The 25,502-nt window shown below is 67.1% G+C and carries 20 protein-coding genes and 1 pseudogene; 14 read left to right on the top strand and 7 right to left on the bottom strand.

From position 1 onward, the window contains the following. Positions 1 to 16 precede the first annotated feature (16 nt). Positions 17 to 1,267 carry a serine hydrolase gene (locus tag ABZ293_RS36800; RefSeq protein ID WP_355188431.1) on the top strand — a complete coding sequence of 417 codons (1,251 nt, stop codon included), beginning with the start codon at positions 17 to 19 and terminating at the stop codon, positions 1,265 to 1,267. 73 nt (positions 1,268 to 1,340) lie between these two features. On the opposite strand, the gene ilvA is transcribed toward ABZ293_RS36800, so the two are convergent. Both ilvA and ABZ293_RS36790 read right to left on the bottom strand, forming a co-directional pair. Then, a complete protein-coding gene (ilvA, locus tag ABZ293_RS36795) occupies positions 1,341 to 2,699 on the bottom strand; it encodes a threonine ammonia-lyase IlvA (RefSeq protein ID WP_355188429.1) in 1,359 nt (452 codons plus the stop codon). Positions 2,700 to 2,796: 97 nt separating this feature from the next. Then, positions 2,797 to 3,231 (bottom strand): nitroreductase family deazaflavin-dependent oxidoreductase, encoded by a 435-nt coding sequence (locus tag ABZ293_RS36790; RefSeq protein ID WP_355188427.1) that lies wholly within the window; start codon positions 3,229 to 3,231, stop codon positions 2,797 to 2,799. A gap of 85 nt (positions 3,232 to 3,316) precedes the next feature. On the opposite strand from ABZ293_RS36790, the gene ABZ293_RS36785 reads away from it, so the two are divergent. Further along, entirely contained in the window at positions 3,317 to 3,544 is a 228-nt protein-coding gene (locus tag ABZ293_RS36785; RefSeq protein WP_354961576.1) for a hypothetical protein, read from the top strand. A gap of 531 nt (positions 3,545 to 4,075) precedes the next feature. On the opposite strand, the gene ABZ293_RS36780 is transcribed toward ABZ293_RS36785, so the two are convergent. After that, positions 4,076 to 6,829, bottom strand: coding sequence for an AAA family ATPase (locus tag ABZ293_RS36780; RefSeq protein WP_355188425.1), 2,754 nt, complete (start codon positions 6,827 to 6,829; stop codon positions 4,076 to 4,078). A gap of 38 nt (positions 6,830 to 6,867) precedes the next feature. On the opposite strand from ABZ293_RS36780, the gene ABZ293_RS36775 reads away from it, so the two are divergent. Together ABZ293_RS36775 and ABZ293_RS36770 are read left to right on the top strand one after the other, a co-directional pair. Continuing rightward, on the top strand, positions 6,868 to 8,058 hold the full coding sequence (locus tag ABZ293_RS36775; protein ID WP_355188423.1) for an MspA family porin: 1,191 nt from the start codon (positions 6,868 to 6,870) through the stop codon (positions 8,056 to 8,058). Positions 8,059 to 8,208: 150 nt separating this feature from the next. Next, entirely contained in the window at positions 8,209 to 9,390 is a 1,182-nt protein-coding gene (locus tag ABZ293_RS36770) for a DUF2235 domain-containing protein (RefSeq protein ID WP_355188421.1), read from the top strand. Here the strand turns inward: ABZ293_RS36770 and treY are convergent. The 3 genes and pseudogenes from treY to ABZ293_RS36755 form a co-directional block, all read right to left on the bottom strand. Further along, positions 9,376 to 11,814: a malto-oligosyltrehalose synthase gene (gene treY, locus ABZ293_RS36765; protein WP_355188419.1), complete on the bottom strand. Its 2,439-nt coding sequence runs from the start codon at positions 11,812 to 11,814 to the stop codon at positions 9,376 to 9,378. The genes ABZ293_RS36770 and treY overlap by 15 nt on opposite strands. Positions 11,815 to 11,825: 11 nt before the next feature. Next, positions 11,826 to 13,901: pseudogene (gene glgX / locus ABZ293_RS36760) on the bottom strand (glycogen debranching protein GlgX); the annotation flags it as partial. 104 nt (positions 13,902 to 14,005) lie between these two features. Continuing rightward, positions 14,006 to 14,551 (bottom strand): cupin domain-containing protein, encoded by a 546-nt coding sequence (locus ABZ293_RS36755; protein WP_355188417.1) that lies wholly within the window; start codon positions 14,549 to 14,551, stop codon positions 14,006 to 14,008. Positions 14,552 to 14,581: 30 nt separating this feature from the next. Between ABZ293_RS36755 and ABZ293_RS36750 the strand changes: the two genes are divergently transcribed. Next, a complete protein-coding gene (locus ABZ293_RS36750) occupies positions 14,582 to 15,019 on the top strand; it encodes a MarR family transcriptional regulator (RefSeq protein WP_355188415.1) in 438 nt (145 codons plus the stop codon). A gap of 3 nt (positions 15,020 to 15,022) precedes the next feature. Here the strand turns inward: ABZ293_RS36750 and ABZ293_RS36745 are convergent, their stop codons facing one another. Next, entirely contained in the window at positions 15,023 to 15,955 is a 933-nt protein-coding gene (locus tag ABZ293_RS36745) for a helix-turn-helix domain-containing GNAT family N-acetyltransferase (RefSeq protein WP_355188413.1), read from the bottom strand. A 250-nt stretch (positions 15,956 to 16,205) separates the two neighbouring features. Here ABZ293_RS36745 and ABZ293_RS36740 point away from each other — a divergent pair, with 250 nt between their 5' ends. The 9 genes from ABZ293_RS36740 to ABZ293_RS36700 all read left to right on the top strand — a co-directional run bounded on the left by ABZ293_RS36740 (position 16,206) and on the right by ABZ293_RS36700 (position 25,483). Continuing rightward, positions 16,206 to 17,474 carry an adenosylmethionine--8-amino-7-oxononanoate transaminase gene (locus ABZ293_RS36740; protein ID WP_355188457.1) on the top strand — a complete coding sequence of 423 codons (1,269 nt, stop codon included), beginning with the start codon at positions 16,206 to 16,208 and terminating at the stop codon, positions 17,472 to 17,474. A gap of 184 nt (positions 17,475 to 17,658) precedes the next feature. Then, complete coding sequence (locus ABZ293_RS36735) at positions 17,659 to 18,813, top strand: 8-amino-7-oxononanoate synthase (RefSeq protein ID WP_355188411.1); 1,155 nt, start codon at positions 17,659 to 17,661, stop codon at positions 18,811 to 18,813. A 61-nt stretch (positions 18,814 to 18,874) separates the two neighbouring features. Further along, positions 18,875 to 19,549 (top strand): dethiobiotin synthase, encoded by a 675-nt coding sequence (gene bioD / locus ABZ293_RS36730; RefSeq protein WP_355188409.1) that lies wholly within the window; start codon positions 18,875 to 18,877, stop codon positions 19,547 to 19,549. A 43-nt stretch (positions 19,550 to 19,592) separates the two neighbouring features. Beyond that, positions 19,593 to 20,060, top strand: a complete 468-nt coding sequence (locus ABZ293_RS36725; protein WP_355188407.1) for an SRPBCC family protein — start codon at positions 19,593 to 19,595, stop codon at positions 20,058 to 20,060. Positions 20,061 to 20,219: 159 nt separating this feature from the next. Then, positions 20,220 to 21,386, top strand: a complete 1,167-nt coding sequence (locus ABZ293_RS36720; protein ID WP_355188405.1) for an alpha/beta hydrolase — start codon at positions 20,220 to 20,222, stop codon at positions 21,384 to 21,386. A gap of 74 nt (positions 21,387 to 21,460) precedes the next feature. Beyond that, entirely contained in the window at positions 21,461 to 22,549 is a 1,089-nt protein-coding gene (locus ABZ293_RS36715; protein ID WP_355188403.1) for an ABC transporter substrate-binding protein, read from the top strand. Positions 22,550 to 22,551: 2 nt separating this feature from the next. Continuing rightward, the gene (locus tag ABZ293_RS36710; RefSeq protein WP_354957068.1) at positions 22,552 to 23,418 is read left to right on the top strand and encodes an ABC transporter permease; all 867 of its coding nucleotides are present in this window, start codon (positions 22,552 to 22,554) and stop codon (positions 23,416 to 23,418) included. After that, on the top strand, positions 23,394 to 24,143 hold the full coding sequence (locus tag ABZ293_RS36705; RefSeq protein WP_355188401.1) for an ABC transporter ATP-binding protein: 750 nt from the start codon (positions 23,394 to 23,396) through the stop codon (positions 24,141 to 24,143). Before ABZ293_RS36710 ends, ABZ293_RS36705 begins: the two co-directional genes overlap by 25 nt. Then, positions 24,140 to 25,483, top strand: a complete 1,344-nt coding sequence (locus tag ABZ293_RS36700) for an LLM class flavin-dependent oxidoreductase (RefSeq protein ID WP_355188399.1) — start codon at positions 24,140 to 24,142, stop codon at positions 25,481 to 25,483. Before ABZ293_RS36705 ends, ABZ293_RS36700 begins: the two co-directional genes overlap by 4 nt. Positions 25,484 to 25,502: the final 19 nt, after the last annotated feature.

The following is a 25,502-nucleotide window of genomic DNA, read 5'->3' as shown; positions in this document are numbered from 1 at the left end:
CCATTACCGTTGGTGTATGAGCAACGTGGCTGCACCCGGGGGCCTAGCAGATCTCCCCGATGGGGTCGGTGGCAGCGCCACCGCCGAATTCGCACCATTGGCACGCGCATTCGCGAAGGTCTTCGGGCACCGCCAGGGGGCGGGCGGCGCACTGGCCGTGCATCTGCGCGGCGAGCCGCTGGTCGACATCTGGACCGGCAGTGCGGGCGATAGGCCCTGGACCCAGGACACCGGGTCGATCGTCTTCTCCGCGACCAAGGGTGTCACCGCCACGGTCATCCACCGACTGGCCGATCGCGGTCTGCTCGACTACGCGGCCCCGATGGCCGAGTACTGGCCGGAGTTCGGCCAGAACGGCAAGGGCGACATCACCATTCGTCAGGTCATGACCCACAGTGCCGGACTCGGTGGTCTCAACCCGATCGCCGCCGGACTCGAGGACGTGCTCGACCACCAGCTGATGGAGGAACGCCTCGCCGCCGCGAAACCCGACCACCTGCTCGGCATTCCGGCCTATCACGCGCTCACCTTCGGCTGGCTGCTCGCCGGACTGGCCCGCGCCGTCACCGGCTACGGGATGGGCGAGTTGTTCCGCACCGAGGTCGCCGATCCGCTCGGCATCGACGGCATCCACCTCGGCAAGCCGCCCGCGCACGCGACGACGACCTATGCGCCGCTGGCGGGTACCCAGCTGAGTCTGATCGGAAAGCCGATCAGCACAAAGGTTTTGGGCCGCAGCTATGGTCTGCCCGGTGCGCTCGGCGCGGCCGCCCGGTGTCTGTTCCTGCCCGGGCTGGAGACCATTCTGGAGGGTGAGCTGCCGCCCATCCTCGATACCGAACTCGGTGCGGGCAACGGTGTGTGCACCGCCCCCGCATTGGCCACCATGTACGGTGCGCTGGCCAATGGCGGTGTGGCCGACGGTGTTCAGTACCTGTCACCGCGAACCATCAAGGCGCTGAGCCAGATTCGGACCTTCCGTCTCGACCACACATTGTTCTACGCGCCGATGCTCTGGCATTTGGGTTACCACTCGCTGCCGATGCCCGGCGCGCGCGGCGGCTTCGGCCATATCGGCCTAGGCGGGTCCTTCGGCTGGGCCGAGCCGCGCCTCGGGCTGTCGGTCGGGTTCGTGCACAACCGGCTTTCGGCGGGGCAGCTGAGTTTCGATCAGACCTCGGCCGCATGGCTGTTGCCGATGGTCATGGCGGGCCTGCGCACGACCCGGCGGGCCACCGCCGTGGTGGAGACGCCCAAGGCGGCGTAGTCGGGGAATGCGAAACCGGCCGCGGGGACCAATGTCCATGCGGCCGGTTCGTATTCGTGCTGCTGGTGGTTGCTCAGGTGAGGTAGCGGTAGGCCGGTGAATCCGGCTCGAGCCGTTCGCACTGGATCGGCGAATCGTCCATGCGCTCCAGCAGGGGGCCGAGTCCGTCCGGTGCGCCGAGTTCGATGCCGACCAGCGCGGCACCGGTCTCCCGGTTGTTGCGCTTGACGTACTCGAACAGGGTGATGTCGTCATCGGGGCCGAGCACCTCATTGAGGAACCGCCGCAATGCGCCCGGCTCCTGCGGAAAGTCCACCAGGAAATAGTGTTTCAGGCCGCGATGGACCAGCGAGCGCTCGATGATCTCGCCGTAGCGCGACACATCGTTATTGCCGCCGGAGACCAGGCACACCACCGTGGAACCCGGCTCGACCTCGATTTCGGCCAGCGCCGCCACCGACAGCGCGCCCGCGGGTTCGGCGATGATGCCCTCGTTCTGGTAGAGCTCGAGCATCGTCGTGCAGAGTGCGCCCTCGTCGATGTGCATCATCTGGAAAGCGCCAGCACCCCTCGGTGATTCGGTCGCGGTCAGCAAGGGCAGCGACCCGTGTGAGACCACCCGGCCGCCGAATGCGGAAATCGCCGTATAGGGCAGCTGGCCGACCCGGCGCACCGCGGCGCCGTCGACGAACGGATCGATCTCCGGCAGTGTCACCGGGCCGCCCGCGACCAGTGCGGCGGTCATCGAGGCCGCGCCCGCCGGTTCGGCGCCGAGGATGCCGGTGCTCGGCGAGCGCTCGCGCAGATAGGTGCCGATGCCCGCCAGGCAGCCGCCGCCGCCGACCGGGATTACTACCAGATCAGGGGTTCGGCCGCCGAGCTGCTCCAGGATCTCCGGGGCGATGGTGCCCTGTCCGGCCGCGGTGCGCGGATCGTCGAACGGCGGCACCATGGTGGCGCCGGTGCGCTCGACATCCTCGGCGGCGGCCGCCGCGGCGGCGTCATAGGTTTCCCCGACCGCGATCAGTTCGACGTAATCGCCGCCGTGCACCCGGATGCGGTCGCGCTTCTGCTTCGGTGTGGTGGTCGGCACGTAGATACGGCCCTTGATACCCATCGCATTGCAGGCGAAGGCCACGCCCTGGGCGTGATTGCCCGCGCTGGCCGCGACCACGCCCGCGGCCCGCTCGGACTCGGTGAGCTGGACGATCAGGTTGTAGGCGCCGCGCAGCTTATAGGAACGCACGGCCGTCAGGTCCTCGCGCTTGAGGTAGACCTGCGCGCCGGTCAGCGCGGAAAGCCGTGGGCTGTGCTGCAGCGGGGTCGGCTCGATAATGTCGGCAATTCGCTTGGCGGCGGCGTCGATCTCGTCCGCGCTCAGCGTGGGACGAGAAGTGGACTGGTCGTCGAGGAGTTCAAGCGGATTGGACACCCGAAACATGCTGCCACCCGCCGCGTCGGCCGGGCGCGGCGGGTGGGCGTCTGAGGAGGGCAAACGGTCGGTTTCCTGGCCGCTAGCCGGGTCGGATCTACCGAGGCGTCAGGACGAAAACCGGGATTTCGCGGGTCGTCTTGGTCTGATAGTTCGCGTAATCGGGCCAGACCTCGACCGCCCGCTCCCACCACAGCGCCTTCTCCTCGCCGAAGACCTCGCGTGCGGTGTAGTCCTTGTTCACGGCCCCGTCGCGCAGCTCGACATGCGGCTCGGCCTTGATGTTCCAGTACCAGACGGGATGCTTCGGCGCGCCGCCCAGCGAGGCGACGATCGCGTACTCGCCGTCGTGCTCGACCCGCATCAGTGCGGTCTTGCGCAGCAGGCCGGTCTTCGCGCCCCTGCTGGTCAGCACGATGACGGGCGTGCCCTGCAACGTCGTGCCCTCCGCGCCGCCGGAGTTCTCGATCTGTTCGGCCTGCTCACGAGCCCAGTCGGAGGTGCTCGGTGCGTATTCACCTGTCAATGGCATGACACCGACAACACCGCCGGACGCGGCAGTGTTCCCGCCCCAATGTTAGGTGGCCCGAACTTCCGCATCCGTGTAGCCTGACGCCATGGCAGTGGTTCACCCCTCGACCCGCCCCCCGGCGGTGGAAATCGCGGGCAGCGCATGGCCGATGTACAAGCTCGAGGCACTCGCCCTCGGCTTGGTCGTCTGCCTCGTACTCGCCCTGATCACGGGATCGCTCCAGGTTGCGGTGCTGGCCGCGGCCGCGGTCGGTGCTGGCCGCTGGGTCATCGGGCAGGTTGGAGCGCGAGACCGGGGTGAGCGCGGGCACTGAGCGTTCGGGGTGCCGGGGGTTCAGGGGGTGCCGGGGGTGTGTAGGCGCGGGGGTGTGGGCGGGGGAGAAATCTCGGGCGAGCACTCTTACGTCCCAGACCGAACATGGTCGTCCGCGCGCTGAGCGTTCGGGGTGCCGGGCGGGCATGGGGGCGAGGGTGTGGGCGCCGGGGAAAGATCTTGGGCAAGCATCGGACGTCCCAGACAGAGCATGGTCATCCGCACGCTGAGCGTTTGGAGTGCCGGGGAGTTCGGGGTGTCGGCGCAGGGAGAAATCTCGGGCGAACATCGAATATCCCAGATCGAGCACGGTGGTCTGCGCGCTGAGCGTTCGGGTTGCCCGACGGGCGTGCGGGCGTGGATGTGGGCGCGGCGAGAAATCTCGGGCAACCACCGAACAACCAAGCACGGCCCACCCCCAAAGCCCCTCCCACCCCGCGAGAATGCGCTGGTGCAGGGGTGCTCTCGGCGTTTACCTGCGTGAGTGCATGGTGATCGCTTGTCCAGTGGGTTGGTGCCCCGAGGGTGTGGGTTAGGCGGTGTGTAGGGGGAGGTTGGTGAGTTCGGTGCGGGAGAGGACGCCTAGTTTGGGGTAGGCCTTGTAGAGGTGGTGGCCTATGGTGCGGGGGCTTAGGAAGAGTTGGGCGGCGATATCTCGGTTGGACATGCCCTGGGCGGCGAGGCGGACGATCTGGAGTTCCTGCGGGGTCAGGCGGGCCAGGATGCCGGTGGTCGGGCGGGTGGCGGTGCCGACGCCGAGGGCGGCGAGTTCGGTGCGGGCGCGCGCGGCCCAGGGGGCGGCGTCGAGGCGGTCGAAGGTTTCCAGGGCGGGTTGGAGTTGGTTGCGCGCCTCGGTCTTTCGGCGGCTGCGGCGTAGCCATTCGCCGAAGAGCAATTGGGTTCGCGCCTGTTCGAAGGGGCGACCGCCCTGCTCGAGCGCGGCTTGAAAGTGCTTCTCCGCCTTGGCTTCCGGCGCTACCAATGCCATACACCGCTGGACCAGGGCGGCAATCCACTCTTGTCGCGACGCCTTGGCCCAGTTCTTCAGTCGCTGCAGCGCGTCACCGGCGCGCTCGGGGCTGCCGAGGCGCACCGCCGCCTCGATCAGGTCGGGCAGAGCGCGCAGACCGATCACGTGGTGGCGGGCGGGTTCCACGGTGAGCAGTTCCAGTCGCGAGAGTGCGCTGTCGACCTTGCCTTGGCCGAGATCGAGTACGCCGAGCGCCGCCAGTGTCCATGGTGCGCCGGGTGCGGTGGCGCCGCCGAGTTCTTCGGCGAGTGCTCGGTCGACCAATTCTCGGCAGTCCTGTTCGCGACCTTCGATGGCGGCCAGATAGGCCAGATAGCTCGACATCTGGCTGATCCAGTGCCGCTGTCCGATGTCCTGGGCGATCCGCAGGCCCTCGGTCGCGGCGATGCGGCCCTCGCGGGGACGGCCGAGGAACAGTTCGGTCTCGGCGCGGAAGAATAGCAGCGTCGGCAGCAGGGCGATGCGACCCTGGTCGCGGCATTCGGCGATGAGGGTTTTGGCCAGTTCCGCGGCCTGTTCATCTTGGCCGACGACCATCCCGATGCCGCACATCTGCACCAGATCGCGTGGGCTGTCCGCACCGTTGCGCCGGGCCGCGGCGGCCGCTTCGCGGAGGTCGACGGTGAATCGGCCATCGATGCCGGCGACCGTGTAGCGGGCGATGGGGGTCATCGACTCGGATTCGGGCAGGGGCAGCGCATTGATGTGCTGGGCCACCTCCGCGAGTTCCGGTGCGCCGAGGTACCAGGCCGTATGCACCGCCTGCATGAGGATGCGGGCGGCGCGTGCCGGATCGTCGGTGCGTACCAGATCGGTGCCGGTCAGTAGCAGCCGATGTGCCGAAAGTGGTTTGCCCGCACCGAATTCCGCAGTGGCCCGGACCAGGTCCAGTCGGGCGCAGAGCAGTGGGTCGGTGGTCTGGGTGGCCGCGCGTTCGGCCAAGCGGCTGGCGCGGTCCAATTGTCCGGCCTCACCGGCGGTTTCGGCGGCCGATACCAATCGGCGGACGCGGGCCGCCGCATCGGTGCTCAAACCCGCCGCGCGCTCGTAGGCGGCGACGGCGCCCGAGTAGCCGCTGCGGCGGCGGGCGCGATCGGCGGTGTCCTCGAGGGCGGCGGCGGTGGTTTCGTCCGGTCCGGTCGCTGCCGAGGCCAGATGCCAGGCGCGCAGGTCGGCGTTCTCGGGTTCGGTCAGTGCGGCGGCCAGGGCGGCGTGGGCGGTGAGGCGTTGGGTCAGTGCCGCACCCTGGTAGACGGCCGAGCGCAGCAGCGGATGACGGAACCGCATGGTCTGTCCGTCGCTGTGGACGAGTCCGGCGTCGGCGGCGGGTTGCAGGTCCGGCAGCCGTGCGCCGAGTCCGTCGGCGGCGCGCAGCATCGTGGTCAGATCGTCTGTGCCCGCGGCGGCGGCCACCAGCAGCAATGTCCGGGTGGCGGCGGGGAGTCTGGTCACCTGGCCGTGGAAGGCGACCTGGAGTCGCTGTGTCAACGGCAGCGGATTCGGCCCGCTGGTATGGCCCGATCCCGTTGCCTCGGCGGCCAATACGGCGGGCAGCTCTTGCAGCGCGAGTGGATTACCGCCCGCCTCGGCGAGCAGTCGATAGCGCATGGCGGGTGTCAGCTCCGGAGCGCGGCTGTCCACCAGTGCGGCGGCCGACTCCTGCGGCAAACCGGTCAGCACGAGTTCGGGCAGTCCGGGTGCGGGAAAATCCTGGTCGCCGGTCCGCGTCGCGAAGATGATCACCACCCCCTCGGCATCGAGGCGCCGCGCCGCGAACAGCAGCGTGTCCGCCGTCGCCCGATCCAGCCAGTGCGCGTCATCGATCAGACACAGCAGCGGCCCCTCCTCCTCGGCCAGCAGGGATAACACCGCCAACCCGATCAGCATCCGATCCGCCGGATCATGGTGTGCTAGCCCGAATGCCCCGCGCAGCGCATCGCGCTGCGGTGCGGGCAGCCCGTCGACCAGCGCCATCCCCGGCTTGATCAGCAGATGCAGCCCCGCGAACGGCAACTCCGCCTCGGACTCGATCCCGGCACTGCGCACCGAGGTGATCCCCTGCGCCGCCGCATAATCCAAGAGCGCCGTCTTGCCGATCCCCGGCTCCCCACGCAGCACCAGCGCCCCACTGCGGCCCGCCCGTGCCTGGTCGAGAAGCCGATCGATCTGTGCTTGTTCGGCTTCTCTTCCATGGAGCATCTGCCCACCGTAGCCGTTGGCGACGACGATGTTCGATCGGATGCAGAGCCGTGTCACAGCCTATTTCCATAGCCGTGTGCTACTACAGTGCGGTTATGCCCTCGAAGTTGACGGAGATAGCGCTGGTGGGCGGCAGCGTCTTCATCGCCGCAATGTCGTCGATGGCGTCCGCACCGGCCGAGGTCGTCTCGATGGCGCCGCACGAGAAGACCTTCGCCTCGCCGATCGGCGGAAACATCATGGTGGGCAGCAGGGACGAGACCATCAACCGGATCGCGCCGCTGAATCAGGTGGGAACTACTCGGGAGGCGCTGGTCACCACCACTGTCTACGGTCAGGTCGATGCGGCGGCAGTGGGCAGGCTGAAGGTTGGCTACCACGTCGGCTGTGCGGTGACGATCGGTACGGGCACCCTCGGCGCGACACCCGACCTCATCATCCCTATACCTCTGCCCTGGAACAACCAGACCGACACGACCACGCCGACCACGCCGAGCCTGCCGATCACGCCGACCCTGCCGAGCCTGCCGATCACGCCGACCCTGCCGAGCGTGCCGATCACGCCGACCCTGCCGACCCTGCCGAGCGTGCCGATCACGCTGACCCACCCGAGCGTGCCGATCACGCCGACCCACCCGAGCGTGCCGATCACGCCGACCCACCCGAGCGTGCCGATCACGCCGACCCTGCCGATCCCACCGAGCCTGCCGATCCCGCCGAGCCTGCCGATCCCGCCGAACGTGTCGACCACACCGATTGCGCCGATCGCGCGGAACGAGCCGAATGTGCCGAACATGCCGACTGCGCCAAATGTGCCGAACATGCCGACTGCGCCGAACGCGCCGAATGTGCCCATTGTGCCCATCACGCAGAACGTGCCGATCACGCCGATCACACCGAACGGGCCCAACAGGCCGAACGTGCCCAACTGGGCCAACTGGAATGGGCACGGGAGCAACGGGCACGGGAGTAACGGGAACGAGATCAGCGGGAACGGGATGAGCGGGACCGAGATCAGTGACGGTGGCGGGTTGGACGTCCCCATCTTGGTCAATCCCAACCCGGTGGTCACGTTGAACCTCAACGCGGGTGAGATCGCGGAGGTTCCGCTGGCGGAGAAGGAGATGATCCCCGGCACGCTCATCCAGACGGTGGTCCGGGACTTCCACATCAAGGTCGATTCCTGCACCGGTCCGGTTACTCTGCGGCAATTCGCCTATGTCTACGCCTTCTCACCCGAGGTCGACGATTCGGGTGCGGTCTTCGGCGACCCCACCTGGTTGTAGCCGCGCCAGGGTACTCGCGAAAATCCCTCCGATACCCGTCCTTTCAATTGAAAGGTGAGGTTTTCATTAACGTCTCCGCTTGGGCCGCCGATGATTCGGGTAGTCGAGTACGCAGGTTTCGACGGTATTCGGGGCGGAGGATTTTTACCTATGAAACGACTGGTGGTCTGCTGCGACGGCACTTGGAAGGCCGAATCGAGCAGCACGGTATCGAATATCATCAAGATCGCGCAGACGATCCGGTACGAGGCGCCGGGACCGTCGGGGGAGCCGATCCAGCAGTGGGTCAGCTATGTTTCCGGGCCGGGCGCCCGCGGCTTCCTGGCCGACCGCCTGATGGGCGGCGCATTCGGACTCGGACTCGAGGCGAATCTGTCCTCGGCATACTGGCATCTGGCATTGAACTGGCAACCGGGCGATGAGATCTACATCTTCGGTTTCAGCCGTGGCGCGTTCACCGCACGTAGCCTGGCCGGTCTGATCGGCCGCATCGGGATCATGACACCGGATGCCATGATCGACGGAAAGTACCCGGAGGCCTTGCGGATTCACCATCAACCCGCGCCGCAGCGAACACCGCAGAATCCGGATCCCAAGGAGCCGCAGGAGTGGATCGACTTCCGCAAGGCGAACTGCTGGGACGGCCCCGCCAAGATCGACTTCATCGGGGTCTTCGATACCGTCGGCGCGCTCGGCGTGCCCGGACTGACCTCGCTGCGGCACCGATTCCACGATGTGAGGCTCGGGCGCAATGTCTACTGCGCGCGTCAGGCCCTCGCCCTCGATGAGCGGCGCCGCAATTTCGAACCGTGCCTCTGGGAGGTGCCGATCGAGCCGGATGTGAAGTACTCCCACGACTACGACCGCGTCAAGCAGGTGTGGTTCGAGGGCGTGCACAGCGATATCGGTGGCGGTTACCAGCAGTGCGGGCTGTCCGACATCACGCTGCGCTGGATGGTGGGTGAGGCGGAAGCCGTCGGGCTGGTCTTCGACCGGGAGCGGCTGGAGGGTCTGGCAGAGCGCTGCCGAGCCGAGGACAACCATATGGAGCTGCACGGTTCGCTGAGCATCGGATACCGAATCCTCAATGTGCTGCGCACCATTCGCCAGCCGAGGAACCCGCGGTTCTATTGGGATTCCTGGCGGCGGCTCTACAGCAACGGGGACCGGAGCGTGCGCCTGGCCTCCACCGTGCACGACGCCGACGACTATCGGCCCGTGAATCTGCGGCGCTGGCTGCGCGAGCACGACGGGATGGTGCCCGAGATGCTGATCGAGAAGACCGGCCCGGTCACCACGATCGCGCCGGAGGAGGCCTCAGCGCACCAGTAGCGCCACGGGCAGTCGGGCGAACAGTTTCTCCAATCGGGCCCGGCCCTGGAAGGTGTGGCCGGTCAGCCGGTCGGTCCAGCTGCCCTGCGGCAGCTCCAAGGTGGTATCGCCCCAGCCGGTTTCGGCCAGCGCTAGGCTGTGCCGGGTGGCGGCGACGACCACCTCGGGCATCTCACCGACCCGGCCGCGTGCGTAGGCGACCAGTCTGCTCTCCTGCTCGCCGGTGGCGAACAGCGGCAGATAGGTGCCGCCGACGAAGCAGTCCGGACGTTCGCGGCGCAGCCACAGCGCATAGGCGACTATCCACATCTTCGCCGCACCCGTGGTGTCCAATGCCGGTGTGCCGGTGAGCGATTGCAGCAGGCCCGCGCGCGCCGCAAAGTCGACCGGACGCCGGTTGTCCGGATCGACGAGGGAGTCCTCCCACAGCTCGCAGCCCTGATAGATATCGGGGATCCCGGGCCCGCACAGTTGCAGCAGCTTCTGCGACAGCGAATCCGACCAGGCGTGTGGCGCGAGTTCGTGTACCAGATCGCCGATTTCGGAGCCGACGGGTCCGTCGATCACCGCGTCCAGCCAGGCGTGCACCTTTGTCTCGAATTCGGCATCCGGTTCCTCCCAGGAGGTATGGACTCCGGCCTCGCGAATGGCCTTCTCCGCGAACAGATGCAGTCGCTCGCGCAGTCCGGCCACCGAGGATGCGGGGCGGCCGTCGGCGGGCCAGATGCCGAACATGTTCTGCAATAGGAACAGCGTGGTCGCGCCGTCGGGGCCCGGGGCGATGTCCTGCCAGGATTCGACGGCGCGCGCCCAGGTCTCCGCGGCCTGGGACAGCACCCCGATCCGGGCCCGCACATCCTCGCCGCGCTTGGTGTCGTGGGTGGACAGCGTGGTCATGGTGGCGGGCCAACGCTGCGCGCGTTCGCTATTGGAGAGGTGGAATTCGTTGAGCGAGTGGCCGAATCGTGCCGGGTTGCCGCCCACCTCCTGTAGGGAGACCAGTCGCGCCGCCTGATAGAACATGGTGTCCTCGACGGCCTTGGCGGTGATCGCGCCGCAGACCTGGCTGAACCGCACGGCCGCCTCGCCATCGGTGGCCAGCGCGGCCACCAGCACGCTCAGCGGCACCGTCAGTTCGCTATTGCGCTTCTCCACCTCGGCGACCACCGCGCCGGTCATCCCCGCGAGCGGTGCGTAATCCACCCGATAGACCGGCATGAAGGCCAGCACCTCGATGGTGGCGTTGGTCAATGCCATGGTGTCGAAGCTCTCGGCTCTGGCATCGCGCTTGATCGCCGCGACCAGCCGGCGGATCTCCGGGGCCAGAATGTTCTCCGCCACCGCGCGTTTGATCCGATGTTCGGTTTCGCCGATCCAGGCGCGATCGCTGCCGTGTCCGGCGAGTTTGCGGGACAGTTCGGTCAGCGCCTGTTCGCCGTCGGGGTGGATGAGCACGCCGCCGTAGTCGGACAGGGCGTCGTAACCGGTGGTGCCGTCGACCGGCAGGGTGGCGTCCAGCGGTTCGCGATTGGCGAGGATCTTTTCGACAAGTAGTAGCCGGTGCGGGCCGATGAGCCGACGCAGCTGCGCCAGATACGCGGCGGGATAGGACAATCCGTCCGGATGGTCGATCCGGACGCCGTCGATCAGGTCGTGCTCGCACCAGGCGGCCAGTTCCCGATGGGTGATCTCGAAGACCTCGGGATCCTCCTGACGTATCGCGGCCAGGCTGCTGACCGCGAAGAAGCGTCGGTAGGTGCACAGCCCGGCCTTCCAGCTGACCAGCCGGTAGTGCTGTTTGTCGTGGATGCGCAGCGCATTGTCGCCGTCGGTGCCCGCCGCGATGGGGAAGCGCAGATCGTGCAGTGCCAGCATCGGTTCCGAACCGGATCGGTCGACGGTCAGCGCGGCCGGATCGTTCTCGCTCTGCAGTACGGGCAGCGCCAGGCGCCCGCCCGCGCCGTTGCCCGCGCTCCAATCGATATCGAAGAAGTGCGCGAACTTCGATTCGCGGCCGTTGCGCAGCACATCCCACCACCATGGGTTCTGCCGGGGATCGGCGACGCCGACGTGGTTGGGCACCAGGTCCACGATCAGACCCATACCGCGGCTGCGCACTTCATCGGCGAGCGCCTTGAGTCCGCCCGGGCCGCCCAGAGCCGCCGAGACCGTCGTCGGGTCGGTGACGTCGTAGCCGTGCGTCGATCCGGCCGCCGCGGTGAGGATCGGCGACAGGTACAGATGCGAAATCCCCAGCTGCTGTAGGTATTCCGCGATCGCGCGGGCATCGGTGAAGGTCAACGCGTCCGGGCGCAGCTGGAGTCGGTAGGTGCTGCGGACCGGGGTCTGCCGGGCCTTGGCGCGGCCGCGGGAGATGGGATCGGTGTGATGGGTGTGCGTCTCGATCTTGGGGGTCTCGGTCATCGGCGTTTCGGTTATGCGGGGCAATGGAGGACGAGCAGACAACGAGCGGGGACGGCAATGACACTCGCCGCCGGATAGGTGGCCTCGGCGCGGCCGTCCGGCACCGAACAATCCAGTGCGACAGACCATTCGGCGCCGTAATCGGGGCCGGGGAGTCCGAAGTCGAGGCCGGTGTGGTGCGCGTTGAAGCACAGCAGAAAGGAATCGTCGGTGATGCGCTCGCCGCGCGGGCCCGGCTCATTGATGCCGAGGCCGTTGAGATACACCATCAGCGATTTGCCGAATCCGCTGTCCCAGTCCGCGGGCGTCATCTCCGCACCGGCCGGGGTGAGCCAGGCGATATCGCGGGCGTGGTCTTTGGCACGGATCGGCCGGCCCGCCAGGAAGCGGCGGCGACGGAACACGGGATGCGTTGTACGCAATGCGATCACTCGCTTGGTGAACTCGAGCAGATCCGAATTCGTTCGCATCAGTGACCAATCCATCCAGGCCAGCGGCGAGTCCTGGCAGTAGACATTGTTATTGCCCTGCTGTGTTCGGCCCATCTCGTCACCGTGCGCGAGCATCGGGGTGCCCTGACTGAGTACCAGCGTGGCGAGCAGATTGCGACTCTGCCCGGCGCGCAACGCGAGAATCTCCGGATCGTCGGTCGGTCCCTCCACCCCACAGTTCCACGAGCGGTTGTAGCTCTCGCCATCGCGATTGCCCTCGCCATTGGCCTCATTGTGTTTCTCGTTGTAGGACACCAGGTCCCGCAGCGTGAAACCGTCGTGCGCGGTAATGAAGTTGATGCTGGCACTCGGGCGACGGCCGGTGGCCTCGTACAGATCCGAGGATCCGGTGAGGCGGGAGGCGAATTCGCCGAGGGTGGCCGGTTCGCCGCGCCAGTAGTCGCGAACGGTGTCGCGGTACTTGCCGTTCCATTCGGTCCACTGGCCCGGGAAATTGCCGACCTGGTAGCCGCCCTCGCCGACATCCCACGGCTCCGCGATCAGCTTCACCTGGCTGACCACCGGATCCTGCTGCACCAGATCGAAGAACGTCGACAGGCGGTCCACATCGTGCAGTTCCCTGGCCAAGGTGGCGGCCAGATCGAAGCGGAAGCCGTCGACGTGCATATCCAGGATCCAATAGCGCAGCGAGTCCATGATCAGCTGCAGCGTATGCGGGTGGCGCACGTTGAGGCTGTTGCCGGTGCCGGTGTAATCCATGTAGTGCGACGGGTCGTCATCGATCAGGCGATAGTAGGCGGCGTTGTCGATACCGCGGAAGGCCAGGGTCGGCCCGAGGTGATTGCCCTCGCCGGTGTGGTTGTAGACGACGTCGAGGATTACCTCGATGCCCTCCGCGTGCAGGGCCCGCACCATGGCCTTGAATTCGGTGACCGCGGCACCGCCGCGCGGGCTGGCGGCGTATTCGTTGTGTGGGGCCAGGTAGCCGAAACTGTTGTAGCCCCAGTAGTTTCGCAGTCCCTGATCCAAAAGGACGCGGTCGTGCAGGAATTGGTGCACGGGCATCAGTTCGATCGCGGTAATGCCGAGGGCCTTCAGATGTTCCACGATCGCCGGGTGCGCGATACCGGCGTAGGTGCCGCGCAGTTCCTCCGGAATATCTGGATGCGTCATGGTCATGCCCTTGACGTGCGCCTCGTAGATGACCGTCTCGTGGTAGGGACGATTCGGCGGGCGGTCGGCGCCCCAGTCGAAGAACGGGTTGATCACCACACCGGTCATGGTGTGCCCCAGCGAATCCTGGCCGTAGGTGTAGAGCGAGGAGTCGTTGTCGAATTCGCCGTCGAAGGCCTTACCGTACGGATCGAGCAGCAATTTGCTTGGATCGCAGCGCAATCCGTGCTCGGGATCGTAGGGTCCGTGCACCCGGAAGCCGTAGCGCTGCCCCGGTCCGATGGTCGGGAGATACGCATGCCAGACGTAGGTGTCGACCTCTTCCAGCGGCACCCGGGTTTCGGTGCCGTCCCTGGCGATCAGGCACAGTTCGACCGCGTCGGCAACCTCGGAGAACACCGAGAAATTGGTTCCGGCGCCGTCGTAGGTCGCGCCGAGGGGGTAGGCCGTGCCGGGCCAGACACCGAGGGGTGTCACCTCACCGGTCGCTGCGTCGGGCTGAGCCATGTCAACGACACTAGCGTCAGCCGGAGCGCGCTCCGTGTGGGTGGTTGCGGCTGGGCGAGTCAGTCCAGGTCGGGGCCGGTTGCCAAGTAGCGCCGCCGGTAGCCGATTCGGGTGGCCAGCCGGGCGAGTCCGCCGAGTATCGCGCGCTGCGGTCGGACCGGGATGCCCGCGATATAGCCGTCCTGGTAATCCCACAGCAATGCCAGGGCCAACGGGTTGCGTGGCATTCGGGACCGGACGGTGGTCTTGCCCGCGGCGTCCAGTGCGTGCCACAGCTGGAACATCTCCCAGTGCCGTAGCGGCGGGCGGATCTCGTGATCGAAGACCGTATCGGGCGCCTCGCTCCAGAATTCGTGTACCACGCGCGGGGGCGCGGTGAGCGAGTCGCCCGGGCCGACAACGGTTTCCGTGCCGTCGATCCTGAAGCGCAGTCGGCCGCGGCGCACGGTCCATGATTCGCTGAGTTCGGGGTGCCAGTGCGGGCCCGCCTGCCGGTCCGCCTCGGGCAGTTGATGTTCCAGGCGCAGGTATGGGCCGTGTTCGTCTTCATCTTGTGCGATGAAGGTGATGCGGTGTCCGTTGCGAAAGGTGAGCGTTTCTCCCATATTTTCAGATATAAAGGTAACCTTCATAATATGTCAATGGTTGATCCGCACACCACATTGCTGAAGCTGCTCGGCCAGGCGACGCACGCCTTCGAGCGGGAGCTGAACCGGGAATTGCGGGCCGCACTGCGCGACGATCTACGCCCCGCCCACTACGCGGTGTTCCGCTATCTGGCTCCGGAAGGTTCACGCATCAGTGAATTGGCGCAGGAGGCCGGGATGACTCAGCAGTCGATGGGGGAGTTGGTCGCGCATATGGAGCGGTGCGGATATGTGGAGCGGACGGTCGATCCGAGCGATCGGCGGGCGCGGCTCGTGGTGCTGACCAGCGAGGGGCGCGCGGCGCTCGGCATTGCGGCGGAGCAGATCCGTCGGATCGAGCACAGGCTCGCGACGAGTCTGGGCGAGCGTGGGTCGGCTGAGCTGCGGCAGTGGTTGGGGCGGGTGCCCGAGGCGCTGGCCGACTAGCGGTCACTCTCGCGTCGGCAAGGTCAGTCGCCAGGTCTGGCCCACCAGATCGTGGCCGAAGCTGTGGTGCGGATTCGATTCCACCAGTTCGAAACCCGCGCGTTGATAGATGTGCCGCGCCGAGGTGAGAACGTCATTGGTCCACAGCACCATCTCGCGGTAGCCCACTTCGGTGGCGAATCGCAGACACTGGTCGACCAGTGCCGAGCCGACCCCGAGTCCGCGGGCGCTCGGCTCCACCAGCAGCAGCCGCAGCCGGGCCGTTGTTTCGTTCTCTGCCACGCAGAACACACAGCCCACCGGTTCACCGTCGTATTCGGCGATCCAGGCGCGCTCGCGGCGGGTGTCGTGTGCGTCCAGATAGTCGGCGACGATGCGGGCCACGAGCGCTTCATAACTGGTGTCCCACCCGTATTCGGCCGCGTAGAGCGCGGCATTGCGCTGGATCACCCAGCCGTAGTCGCCGGGGCGCGGGGCGCGGATCGCCAACTCACGCGATCCCTGGCCGTCGAGAATGCGCTGGATGGTGCGCATGGAGGTGACCAGCCGGGCGCGCTCGGCCGGTGCGTGCGCATTGAGCAGATGGCCGACCTCGCTGTTCGAGCGCTGGTTGAGTACCGCGAAAATCTCCTGGCCGCGCGCGGTCAGCCGGACCTCCTGGCGTCGCCCATCGCTCTCGCTGCGGTTGCGCTGGACCAGTCGGTCCTTCTCGAAGCGGGTCAGAATGCGGCTCAGATATCCGGGATCGAGGTCGAGCGTGCGGCGCAGCGTGACGACCTCGGTGGAGCCGGAGTTGGCCAGTTCGAACATGATTCGCACTTCGGTCAGTGAGTATTCGCTATCGAGCAGGCCCTCGCGCAACACGCCGATGACTCGGGTGTAGCGGCGGTTGAATTCGCGGACGGCGTCGATATCGGTGGCGGCAACGGTGGTCATGGCGGCTTCCCAATCTTTGACTGAGTCAAAGGATACGCCGCGCCGGTCGGGTCGGTGCAGAATTCGCCGATGCGGGATCGTGCGCACGCTGCTCGGGTGGTAACTTGAACACCGTTCAAGCGCGCCTCGGGGAGGCCGGGGCCGTCGCGCGACCCCGAGGATTGCTGTGGCACCGAGTTCACCCACCCCGCCGACTCCGTCGGCTGCCATCCCCTTGTGTTCACCCACCCCGCCGACTCCGTCGGCTGCCATCCCCCTGACCCAGGAAGAGATCACCGCCATCGATGCCGAGCATGTCTGGCATCCCTACGGCGGCTTCCCCGCGACAACCGAACCGCTGGTGGTTTCCGGTGCTCGCGGCACCCGGCTCACACTGGCCGATGGCCGGGAATTGGTCGACGGGATGAGCTCCTGGTGGGCCGCCATCCACGGATATCGGCACCCGGTGCTGGATGCCGCGCTGGTGGCGCAGTCGCAGCGGATGAGCCATGTGATGTTCGGCGGGCTGACCCATGCACCGGCGGCCCGGCTGTCCGAACTGCTCGTCGAGCTGACGCCCGCCGGCCTGGACAAGGTGTTCCTGTGTGACTCCGGATCGGTATCGGTCGAGGTCGCGGTGAAGATGTGCCTGCAGTACTGGCGCGCGGCGGGGCGACCGGACAAGCGGCGGCTGCTCACCTGGCGCGGCGGGTACCACGGTGACACCTTCACGCCGATGAGCGTGTGTGATCCGCAGGGCGGTATGCATTCGCTGTGGACCGATGTGCTCGCCGAGCAGATCTTCGCCCCGGTGCCGCCGCGCGAGTACTCGGCGGAATATGTGGCCGGACTCGAGCGACTGTTGGCCGCGCATGCGGACGAAATCGCCGCCGTGATAGTGGAACCGGTCGTGCAGGGCGCGGGCGGCATGCGCTGGCACGATCCGCGGTATCTGACCGATCTGCGCCGCCTGTGCGATGAATACGATGTGCTGCTGGCCTTCGACGAGATCGCGACCGGATTCGGCCGCACCGGAACGCTTTTCGCGGCCGATCACGTCGGGGTGAGCCCGGATGTGATGTGCGTCGGCAAGGCGCTCACCGGCGGCTATCTGACCTTGGCTGCCGCACTGTGCACCACCCGCATCGCCGAAACCATCAGCGCCGGACATGGCGGGCTGATGCACGGGCCGACCTTCATGGGCAACCCGCTGGCCTGCGCCGTCGCGGTGGCCTCGATCGAACTGCTGCTGCAACGGGATTGGCGCGGTGAGGTGACCCGGATCGAATCGGAGTTGAAGACCGGTCTGGCTCCGGCTCTTTCGCTGCCCGGTGTGGTGGATGTGCGGGTGCTCGGCGCGATCGGTGTCGTCCAGCTCGATCATCCGGTGGATATGCGCAAGGCCACTCACGCGGCCGTCGAGGCCGGAGTGTGGTTGCGCCCCTTCCGCGATCTGATCTACACCATGCCCCCATTCATCAGCACGACCGAGGACGTCGAGCGCATCGCCGCCGCAATGGTCGCCGCCGCCCAAGCCTGATCGCTGCTGGCCGGTGTTTTCCGGTTTCGACGACCATCGCCCACCGTGGCATTCGGCCCTGCTCCCGCCGGCGGAAATGCCGCGCCAGCGTTGGGCGGTGGCGACCCTTCAACGATGGGCCCAACGGCACCGCACCGGCCCCTGGGCAGGCGGCCTGAACAGTGTTCAAGTATGCTGCGGAGCTGTGACTACCGATCCGTTGGGCTGGTTGGATGAACGCGCCGCCGAGCGCGTGAGCGCTGGGTTGCGTCGCGAGCTGCGGCCCCGCACACCACAGTCGCCGTCGATCGACCTGGCCTCCAACGATTACCTCGGGCTGGTGCGCCACCCCGAGGTGATCGAGGGCGCGATCGATGCCGTGCGACGCTGGGGTGCCGGATCGACCGGGTCCCGGCTCGTCACCGGGACCACCGCCGAACACGAACAGCTCGAGACCGAACTCGCCGAATTCGTCGGCGCCGAAGCCGGTTTGGTCTTCGCTTCCGGTTACGCGGCCAATCTCGGCGTGGTGACCGCGCTCGCCGGGCGGGGTGCGCTGGTCGTCTCCGATGCGGGCAGCCATGCCTCGCTGGTGGACGCCTGCCGACTCTCGCGGTCGCGGGTGGCGATTGCCCCGCACTGCGATATTGCTGCGGTCGAGCGGCTGCTCGGTGAGCGCACCGAGGAGCGGGCGCTGGTACTCACCGATTCGGTATTCAGTGCCGACGGTGATCTGGCTCCGCTGGCCGAATTGCACCGGGTCACCAGGGCCAACGGTGCGGTGTTGATCGTGGATGAGGCGCACGGGCTCGGCGTGCGTGGTACGGGGGGACGCGGGCTGGTGCACGAGGTCGGTCTGGCCGGGGAGCCGGATCTGGTGATCACCGCGACTCTGTCGAAAGCCCTTGCCGCGCAAGGTGGTGTGGTCCTGGCCAGCGCGCGCGTGCGTGCGCATTTGATCGATGCGGCGCGCACGTTCATCTTCGATACCGGGCTCGCACCGGCCGCGGTCGGCGCGGCGCGGGCGGCGCTGCGATTGTTGCGTCGCGAACCCGAGATGGCGGGGCGGGTGCTGGAGCGGGCCGCCGAGATCGCGCGCATTGCCGGTGTGGCGGAACCGGATTCGGCGGTTGTCTCGGTCGTGCTGGGCGAGGCGCAGGTCGCATTCGACGCCGCGCAGGCCTGTCGCGAGCGCGGGCTGGATGTCGGATGCTTCCGTCCGCCTTCGGTGCCCGAGGGTACGTCGCGATTGCGGCTGACCGCGCGGGCGAATTTGACTTCTATTGAAATCGACACCATCGCAACGGTTCTCACCGAGGTACTGGCGCGAGCGCGTGGACTGGAGGTGGTGGGCGCATGAGCGAGCGAATCGTGTCACAGTGCGCGACGCGCAGGCTGGCGAGCGCCAGCGAGGCGCAGGCATGAGCGTGCTCTTTGTTACCGGGACGTCGACGGAGGTCGGCAAGACCGTGGTGACTGCCGCACTTGCCGCGGCCGCCCTGGCCGACGGTCGGACCGTGGCCGTGTGCAAACCGGGCCAAACCGGAGTTGGCCCGGGGGAACCCGGCGATCTCGCCGAAATCGAACGTCTGACCGGGGTTACGCGAACCATTGAGCTGGCTCGCTATCCCGAACCGCTGGCACCGGATACCGCCGCGCGCCGCTGCGGGCAGCCGCAGCTGACATTGAGCGAAACCGCCGCCGCCATCGACTCGCTCGCCGATGCCGACCTGACATTGGTGGAGGGCGCCGGCGGACTGCTGGTCCGTTTGGGCGAGTTCACGCTGCTCGACCTGGCGCAGCAGCTCGACGCGCCCGTGCTGCTCGTTGCCGCGGCCGGACTCGGCACCCTCAACCACAGCGAATTGACCACGCGCGCACTGTCTTCGGCTGGAGTCCGCTGTGCGGGTCTGGTGATCGGCTCCTGGCCCGCCGAACCGGATCTGGCCGCCGAATGCAATCGCACGGATCTGCCCCGGGTTACCGGTGTCGACGTGGTCGGTTCGGTGCCAGCGGGTGCGGGCGGCTGGGATCGCGATCGCTTCGTCGCGGCCGCTCCCGGCTGGTTCACTCCGGGGTGGTCCCCGCTCGGCTGAGCGTTGGGACCGATCGGATCGGTGGCTCGAGTATCGTTGCTCCGTGGCTTCCACTCGGATCGGACGGCATGTGAAAGCGCCGCGCGCGACCGTCTATCGGCTGCTGCTCGATGCCGACGCGGTGGCGCGCTGGCAGGTGCCGACCGGGATGACCAGCCAGGTGCACGAGTTCGATCCGCGCGAGGGCGGGGCCTTTCGGATTTCGCTCACCTATGACGAGCCGACCGATACCGGCAAGACCACCGCGCAGACCGATACCTTTCACGGTCGCTTCGTGCGGCTGGTCCCCGATGCGCAGGTGGTCGAGGTCGTCGAATTCGAAACCGACGATCCGGCGGTGACCGGCGAGATGACCATCACCATCGACCTCGCCGACGCCGATGGCGGCACCCGGATCAGTGCCGTACACGACGGGCTGCCCGACGGGGTTTCCCTCGAGGACAACGAACTCGGCTGGCGCATCTCACTGGGCAAGCTCGCCGCACTCGCCGAGACCGGCGAACTGCCCTGACGCGCTGATCGAGCCAGCGCACCACCTGATCGGCGCGGCTCAATGATGAAGCTGGGCACCGGATTCCACCGTTCGATCCGATCGGGGTCCGCTCCAGGACGCGCCGGGATCCGCTGAGTTGTCTGGCAGTACCGGCGAACCGTACCTACCCTGGGGAAGATGTCGCCGTTGGACGATCGGCACCCGTCCACCGTCTCGGACTGGGACGACGCGCGACGGAAAGCCCGGCTCCGGGAGACTCGTCTCGGGCACGGATGGCAGACGTTGCGCCGGACCAGACAGGCGCTGCTGCGGGTCGCCGTGGTGTTGCTCGCTGGGCTGACCGTATTCGCCCAGTACTGGGAGTACGACGTGACCCCGGAACGCGATCGGCTCGCGCGCACCGAACCCGCGGTGCTGCCGATCGCCACGCCCGCGCACGAGCGCGATTGGGACACCGTCGTCGTCGATATGGTCGGTCTCGGTGGTCTGAATGCCAGCAATACCGCGGCCGCGCTGCCCGCGCTCAGCGAGATGGGCGTGGTCTGGGCGATCAAATACGACAATCAAGGCATTGATACCAAGGTGATCGCCGAGCTGATCATCCGCGCCGCGCAGATGTCGGGCCTGAAGAACATCGTGCTGGTCGGGCACAGCATGGGCGGGGTCATTGCACTCGAGGTCGCCCGGCATATTCATCTCGGCAGCGACCGGCGGCTGGTGGGGGTGCTCCTGGATTGCACGCCGGTGGATTTGAACGCGGTGCGCCCGGAGAGCCGCGGCGCTGGCGAGGATATGGTGCGCTGGATGGGCTGGCTCCCCGGTGCACGCGAGAGCCGCACGTTGCGGCTGGCCGTCGAAACCTATGCGCGCCGCGACCGATTCGTCGATCGCGGGCGCAACGGATTGCCCGGCGTCCGGCTCGAGCCGTTGCGCGATGTGGTCGCGGAAGTGTTGCGCGAGAAGGTCTTTTCCCGCGATGTGGCCAGCAACGGTCTGATCGAGACACAGTTCCTGGCGATCGTGGCGGGCGGTGCGATCAACGACCTGCGCGCGCTATCGCATCCCGCCACTGGCAAACCACGTCCGGCCATCGTGTTCATCCGTCCCCGGGATTCGGATGACGATCGGGTGGTCGATGTCGAATACTCCCATCAGGTGCTCATCGAGCGGGTCGGCGGGGTGGACGGCTCGCTGCTGGTCGTCATGCCGCGAAATACCGGGCACGCCAATCCGATGCAGCGGCCCGAGGCCTACAACCAGATCATCGACCAGCAGATCCTGCCGTTCATCGAGCGGTACCAGCAGCAGGTGCGGGAGTCGGTCTCGTCGGCTTCGCCACCCTGATACCCGACTCCGGAGTTGGAATCAGGCTAAGACAAACCGTATTCGCGCCGGTTTTGTCTTGCTTCAATGCCAGCATGCTTCGACCACGTACGCTCCTGACCGGCCTGCTCGGCCGCACAACCGCCAGTTTGCTCGCCGTGGCGGCCGTTGCGAGTCTGGGACTCACCGGCTGCGCGAGCGACGACAAGCCGGTCGGCAATGCCAACGCACCGTTGCCCACCGAAATCCCCGCGGGCACCAAACTCGTGGTCGGCGACCAAGCCGAGCGGTTGAAGGCGGTGCTCCAGTTCTCCGGTGAGCTCGACAAGCTGCCGTTCAAGGTGGAGTTCGCCAACTTCGTCGGCGGTCCGGCGATTCTGGAGGCCTTCCGGGCGGGTGCCGCCGATGTCGCGACCGTGGGCGATGTCCCGCCGATTCACGCGCTGGTCGCCGGGCAGGACGTGCCGATCGTCGCGGCCTCGCAAACCAGCGCCAGCGCACTGAAACTCGCGGTCGCGCCGGGCAAGACCGTCACCACCCTGGCCGATCTGAAGGGTAAGAAGATCGCCTATGCCGAGGGCACCGCACAGCAGGCCGCCGTACTGCGAGCGTTGGCCAGGGCGGGGCTGAAACCCAGTGATGTGCAACTGATTCGGCTGCAGCTCGCCGAGTTTCTGGACGCGGTGCGAACCGGCCAGGTCGATATCGCGCCGCTGATCGAACCGAATGTCACCCGGCTGCAGCGGACCCAGGGCGCGTCACTGATTCCGGATTCGGAGACCACCGGCATCTACGGCGGCCTCGCCTACCTGTACGCGCGTCGCGCCACCGTCACGGATCCGGCCAAGGCGGCTGCCACCAGGGCGCTGGCCGCCGCCTACGTGCGGGCCTTCCAGTGGGCCAATACCCACCAGGACGAGTGGGCGCGCAAGTATTACATCGAGAGCCAGAAGGTAAGTGCCGACGATGCCAAGCGCATTGTCGACTCGCTGGGCACCTACACCTTCCCGCATCTGGACCAGCAGCTCGTCGATCGCCAGCAAGGCACCATCGACGCCATCGACCAGGCGGGTGAGCTGCCCAAGAAGGTGCACGCCGCAGACGGTTTCGATCTGCGCTTCGACGCCGTCATCACCCAGGCCGTCGCCGAAAGCGGCGCGTCGTTCGAACCGAAGGCGAAATAGCAATGGCCACCTTGGAAGTCGGCGTACTCGGCCGGATCGGTCGAAATTCACCCACCACGCCCGAACCGGTGCTGGCCCGGCGCAGGCAGACCCGACCCCGGCTCGGCCCCGGCCGCCCGATCCCATTCGGCATCGCCATCGGACCCGTACTGCTGATCGCGGCGTGGGTGCTCGGATCCGCCACGGGCGCACTGGATGAGCAGACGCTGCCCGCGCCGTGGACGGTCGCCGAGACCGCACGTGATCTCCTGGCCGACGGCAGACTGCAATCGAATCTGCTCACCTCCCTGAAGCGGGCCGCCTGGGGTCTCGGACTCGGTGTCGTGATCGGTGTGGTGCTGGCTTTGATCGCCGGGCTGAGCCGGATCGGGGAAGCCCTGCTGGACGGCCCGATTCAGATCAAACGCTCGATTCCGACGCTGGCGCTGATTCCGCTGTTCATCGTGTGGTTCGGCATCGGCGAGGAGATGAAGCTCATCGTCATTACGACCAGTGTCGCGATTCCGATCTACATCAATACCCACGCGCAACTGCGCGGCGTCGACAGCAGATATGTGGAATTGGCCGCGACGGTGGGGCTTTCGCGCTGGGGCTTTATCCGCCGGATCGCGCTGCCCGGTTCATTGCCCGGATTCTTCACCGGGCTGCGGCTGGCGGTCACCATTTCCTGGCTGGCGCTGGTCGTGGTCGAACAGGTCAATGCCACCAGCGGCATCGGCTATCTGATGACGCAGGCGCGTACCTACGGCCAGATCGATGTCATCGTCGTCGGCCTGGTGATCTATGGCCTGCTCGGACTGTTCGGCGATATCGCCGTGCGGGCGACGGAACGGAGGGCGCTGTCATGGCGGCAGACGATCGCGGACTGAGCGTGGTCCGAACCCGCGCGTTGCGCCGGGGTTTCGGCGATCGGGTGGTGCTGCACGGTATCGACCTCGATATCGCGCGCGGTGAATTCGTCGCCCTGCTCGGGCGCAGCGGTTCGGGCAAGAGCACCCTGTTGCGTGCGCTGGCCGAGCTGGATCGTGACGTGCCGGGCTCCGGGGAACTGCGGGTGCCCACGGAACGTGCCGTGGTGTTCCAGGATTCGCGACTGCTGCCGTGGCATCGGGTGCTGGACAATGTGACTCTCGGGTTGAAGGGTGCCGACGCCGCCGAGCGTGGCCGCACCGCACTGGCCGAGGTCGGCCTGGCGGGGCGGGAAAGGGCCTGGCCCAAGGAGCTTTCCGGCGGTGAGCAGCAGCGCGTTGCACTGGCACGCTCGCTGGTCCGGGAGCCGGAGCTGCTGCTGGCCGACGAACCCTTCGGCGCGCTGGACGCCCTGACCCGCATCAAAATGCATGTGCTGCTACAGGATCTGTGCGCCCGACATAAGCCTGCCGTCCTGCTGGTGACCCACGATGTCGACGAGGCGGTGCTGCTCGCCGACCGCGTGCTCGTCCTCGACGAAGGGCGCATCGCCGTCGATCAGCGCATCGACCTGGAACGTCCACGCCGCCATATCGATCCGGACTTCAACCGCCTGCGCGAACTGCTGCTGGCCAGCCTCGGCGTCGATGTCGCGGCCCTACCCGATGAGAAGAAGGCCTCATGACCCGCCAACTCAGTCTCAATGCGTTCATCTACCCCTCCGGACACCATGAGGCGGCCTGGCGGCATCCGCAGAGCCGACCCGACCGGATCTACGATGTCGCCTACTACCAGGAGATCGGCCGCACCGCCGAGGCCGCCAAACTCGATGCGGTGTTCTTCGCCGACGGGCCCGCGCTGCGCACCAATGTCGAGCACAACGCGGCATCGGGCCTGGAACCGATCACGCTGCTCACCGCGATCGCCACGGCCACAACCCATCTCGGCCTGATCGCCACCGCGTCCACCACCTACTACGAGCCCTACAACCTGGCCAGGCTGTTCTCCACACTGGATCACATCTCCGGCGGCCGGGCGGGCTGGAATATCGTCACCACCGGAACCGACCTCGCCGCGGCCAATTTCGGGCTCGACAAACATCCCGATCACCCGACCCGGTACGCGCGGGCCAGAGAGTTCGTCGACGCGGTCGTCGCGCTGTGGGACAGCTGGGAAGACGATGCGATCGTGCTCGACCAGCAGGCGGGCGTATACGCCGATCCGGACAAAATCCACCCGATCGACTTCGTCGGCGAATACCTCAGTGTGCGTGGGCCGTTCAATGCGCCGCGCACCCCACAGGGGCATCCGGTGCTCGTGCAGGCGGGTGCGTCCAATGACGGCCGGGCATTCGCGGGCAAGTACGCCGAGGCCATCTTCACCGCGCATCAGCGGCTCGAGGACGCGCAGGCGTTCTACGCCGATATCAAGGCCAAGGCCGGCGAATTCGGCCGCGACGCCGACCAGGTCAAGATTCTGCCGGGTATCAGCCCGTTCATCGGCGATACCGAGGCGGCGGCCAAACGACTCGAGCGGGAGTTCAACGAGCTCACCGTGCCCGAGTACGGTCTGAAGCAGTTGGAGGGCATCGCAGGTCAGCGTCTGGGGCATCTGCCGCTGGATGAGCCGGTACCGCTCGAATTGTTCAGCGACGCGGGCGATGTCACCGATAACGACCGCAGCCGTCGGCAGGTGGTGGCCGGGATCGTGCAGCGGGAACGGCCCACCGTGCGCGGGCTGCTGCACCGCCTTGCCGGTGCGCGTGGGCATCGGGTCTTCGCCGGTACTCCGGAGCAGATCGCCGACACGATCGAGGAATGGTTCCGCAATGGCGCCGCCGACGGTTTCAACGTGATGCCGCCGTACTATCCGGGCGGGCTGGAGGTCTTCGCCGAAACCGTGGTGCCGATTCTGCAAGAGCGCGGACTGTTCCGGACCGAATACACCGGCACCACCCTGCGCGACCACTTCGGCCTCTCGCGCCCCGAGAGTCGGTTCGCCCGCCGACCGGCCCTCACCCAGTGAGCGCGGCGGTCGCCGAGCC

It is taken from the genome of Nocardia sp. NPDC005998 (assembly GCF_040614395.1).
In the GTDB taxonomy this organism is placed as follows: domain Bacteria; phylum Actinomycetota; class Actinomycetes; order Mycobacteriales; family Mycobacteriaceae; genus Nocardia.
Note: the sequence above shows the minus strand (reverse complement) of the source record. Positions and strands in the feature narration are given on the sequence as shown.

What these genes read in the sequence shown, in the direction of transcription:
- ABZ293_RS36770 (WP_355188421.1), top strand. Translation starts at nt 8,209, where the DNA reads ATGAAACGACTGGTGGTCTGCTGCGACGGCACTTGGAAGGCCGAATCG.
- ABZ293_RS36745 (WP_355188413.1), bottom strand. Translation starts at nt 15,955, where the DNA reads ATGACCACCGTTGCCGCCACCGATATCGACGCCGTCCGCGAATTCAAC.
- ABZ293_RS36775 (WP_355188423.1), top strand. Translation starts at nt 6,868, where the DNA reads ATGCCCTCGAAGTTGACGGAGATAGCGCTGGTGGGCGGCAGCGTCTTC.
- ABZ293_RS36755 (WP_355188417.1), bottom strand. Translation starts at nt 14,551, where the DNA reads ATGGGAGAAACGCTCACCTTTCGCAACGGACACCGCATCACCTTCATC.
- bioD (WP_355188409.1), top strand. Translation starts at nt 18,875, where the DNA reads ATGAGCGTGCTCTTTGTTACCGGGACGTCGACGGAGGTCGGCAAGACC.
- ABZ293_RS36750 (WP_355188415.1), top strand. Translation starts at nt 14,582, where the DNA reads ATGTCAATGGTTGATCCGCACACCACATTGCTGAAGCTGCTCGGCCAG.
- ABZ293_RS36790 (WP_355188427.1), bottom strand. Translation starts at nt 3,231, where the DNA reads ATGCCATTGACAGGTGAATACGCACCGAGCACCTCCGACTGGGCTCGT.
- ABZ293_RS36785 (WP_354961576.1), top strand. Translation starts at nt 3,317, where the DNA reads ATGGCAGTGGTTCACCCCTCGACCCGCCCCCCGGCGGTGGAAATCGCG.
- ABZ293_RS36710 (WP_354957068.1), top strand. Translation starts at nt 22,552, where the DNA reads ATGGCCACCTTGGAAGTCGGCGTACTCGGCCGGATCGGTCGAAATTCA.
- ABZ293_RS36715 (WP_355188403.1), top strand. Translation starts at nt 21,461, where the DNA reads ATGCTTCGACCACGTACGCTCCTGACCGGCCTGCTCGGCCGCACAACC.
- ABZ293_RS36800 (WP_355188431.1), top strand. Translation starts at nt 17, where the DNA reads ATGAGCAACGTGGCTGCACCCGGGGGCCTAGCAGATCTCCCCGATGGG.
- ABZ293_RS36700 (WP_355188399.1), top strand. Translation starts at nt 24,140, where the DNA reads ATGACCCGCCAACTCAGTCTCAATGCGTTCATCTACCCCTCCGGACAC.
- ABZ293_RS36720 (WP_355188405.1), top strand. Translation starts at nt 20,220, where the DNA reads ATGTCGCCGTTGGACGATCGGCACCCGTCCACCGTCTCGGACTGGGAC.
- ABZ293_RS36705 (WP_355188401.1), top strand. Translation starts at nt 23,394, where the DNA reads ATGGCGGCAGACGATCGCGGACTGAGCGTGGTCCGAACCCGCGCGTTG.
- treY (WP_355188419.1), bottom strand. Translation starts at nt 11,814, where the DNA reads ATGACCGAGACCCCCAAGATCGAGACGCACACCCATCACACCGATCCC.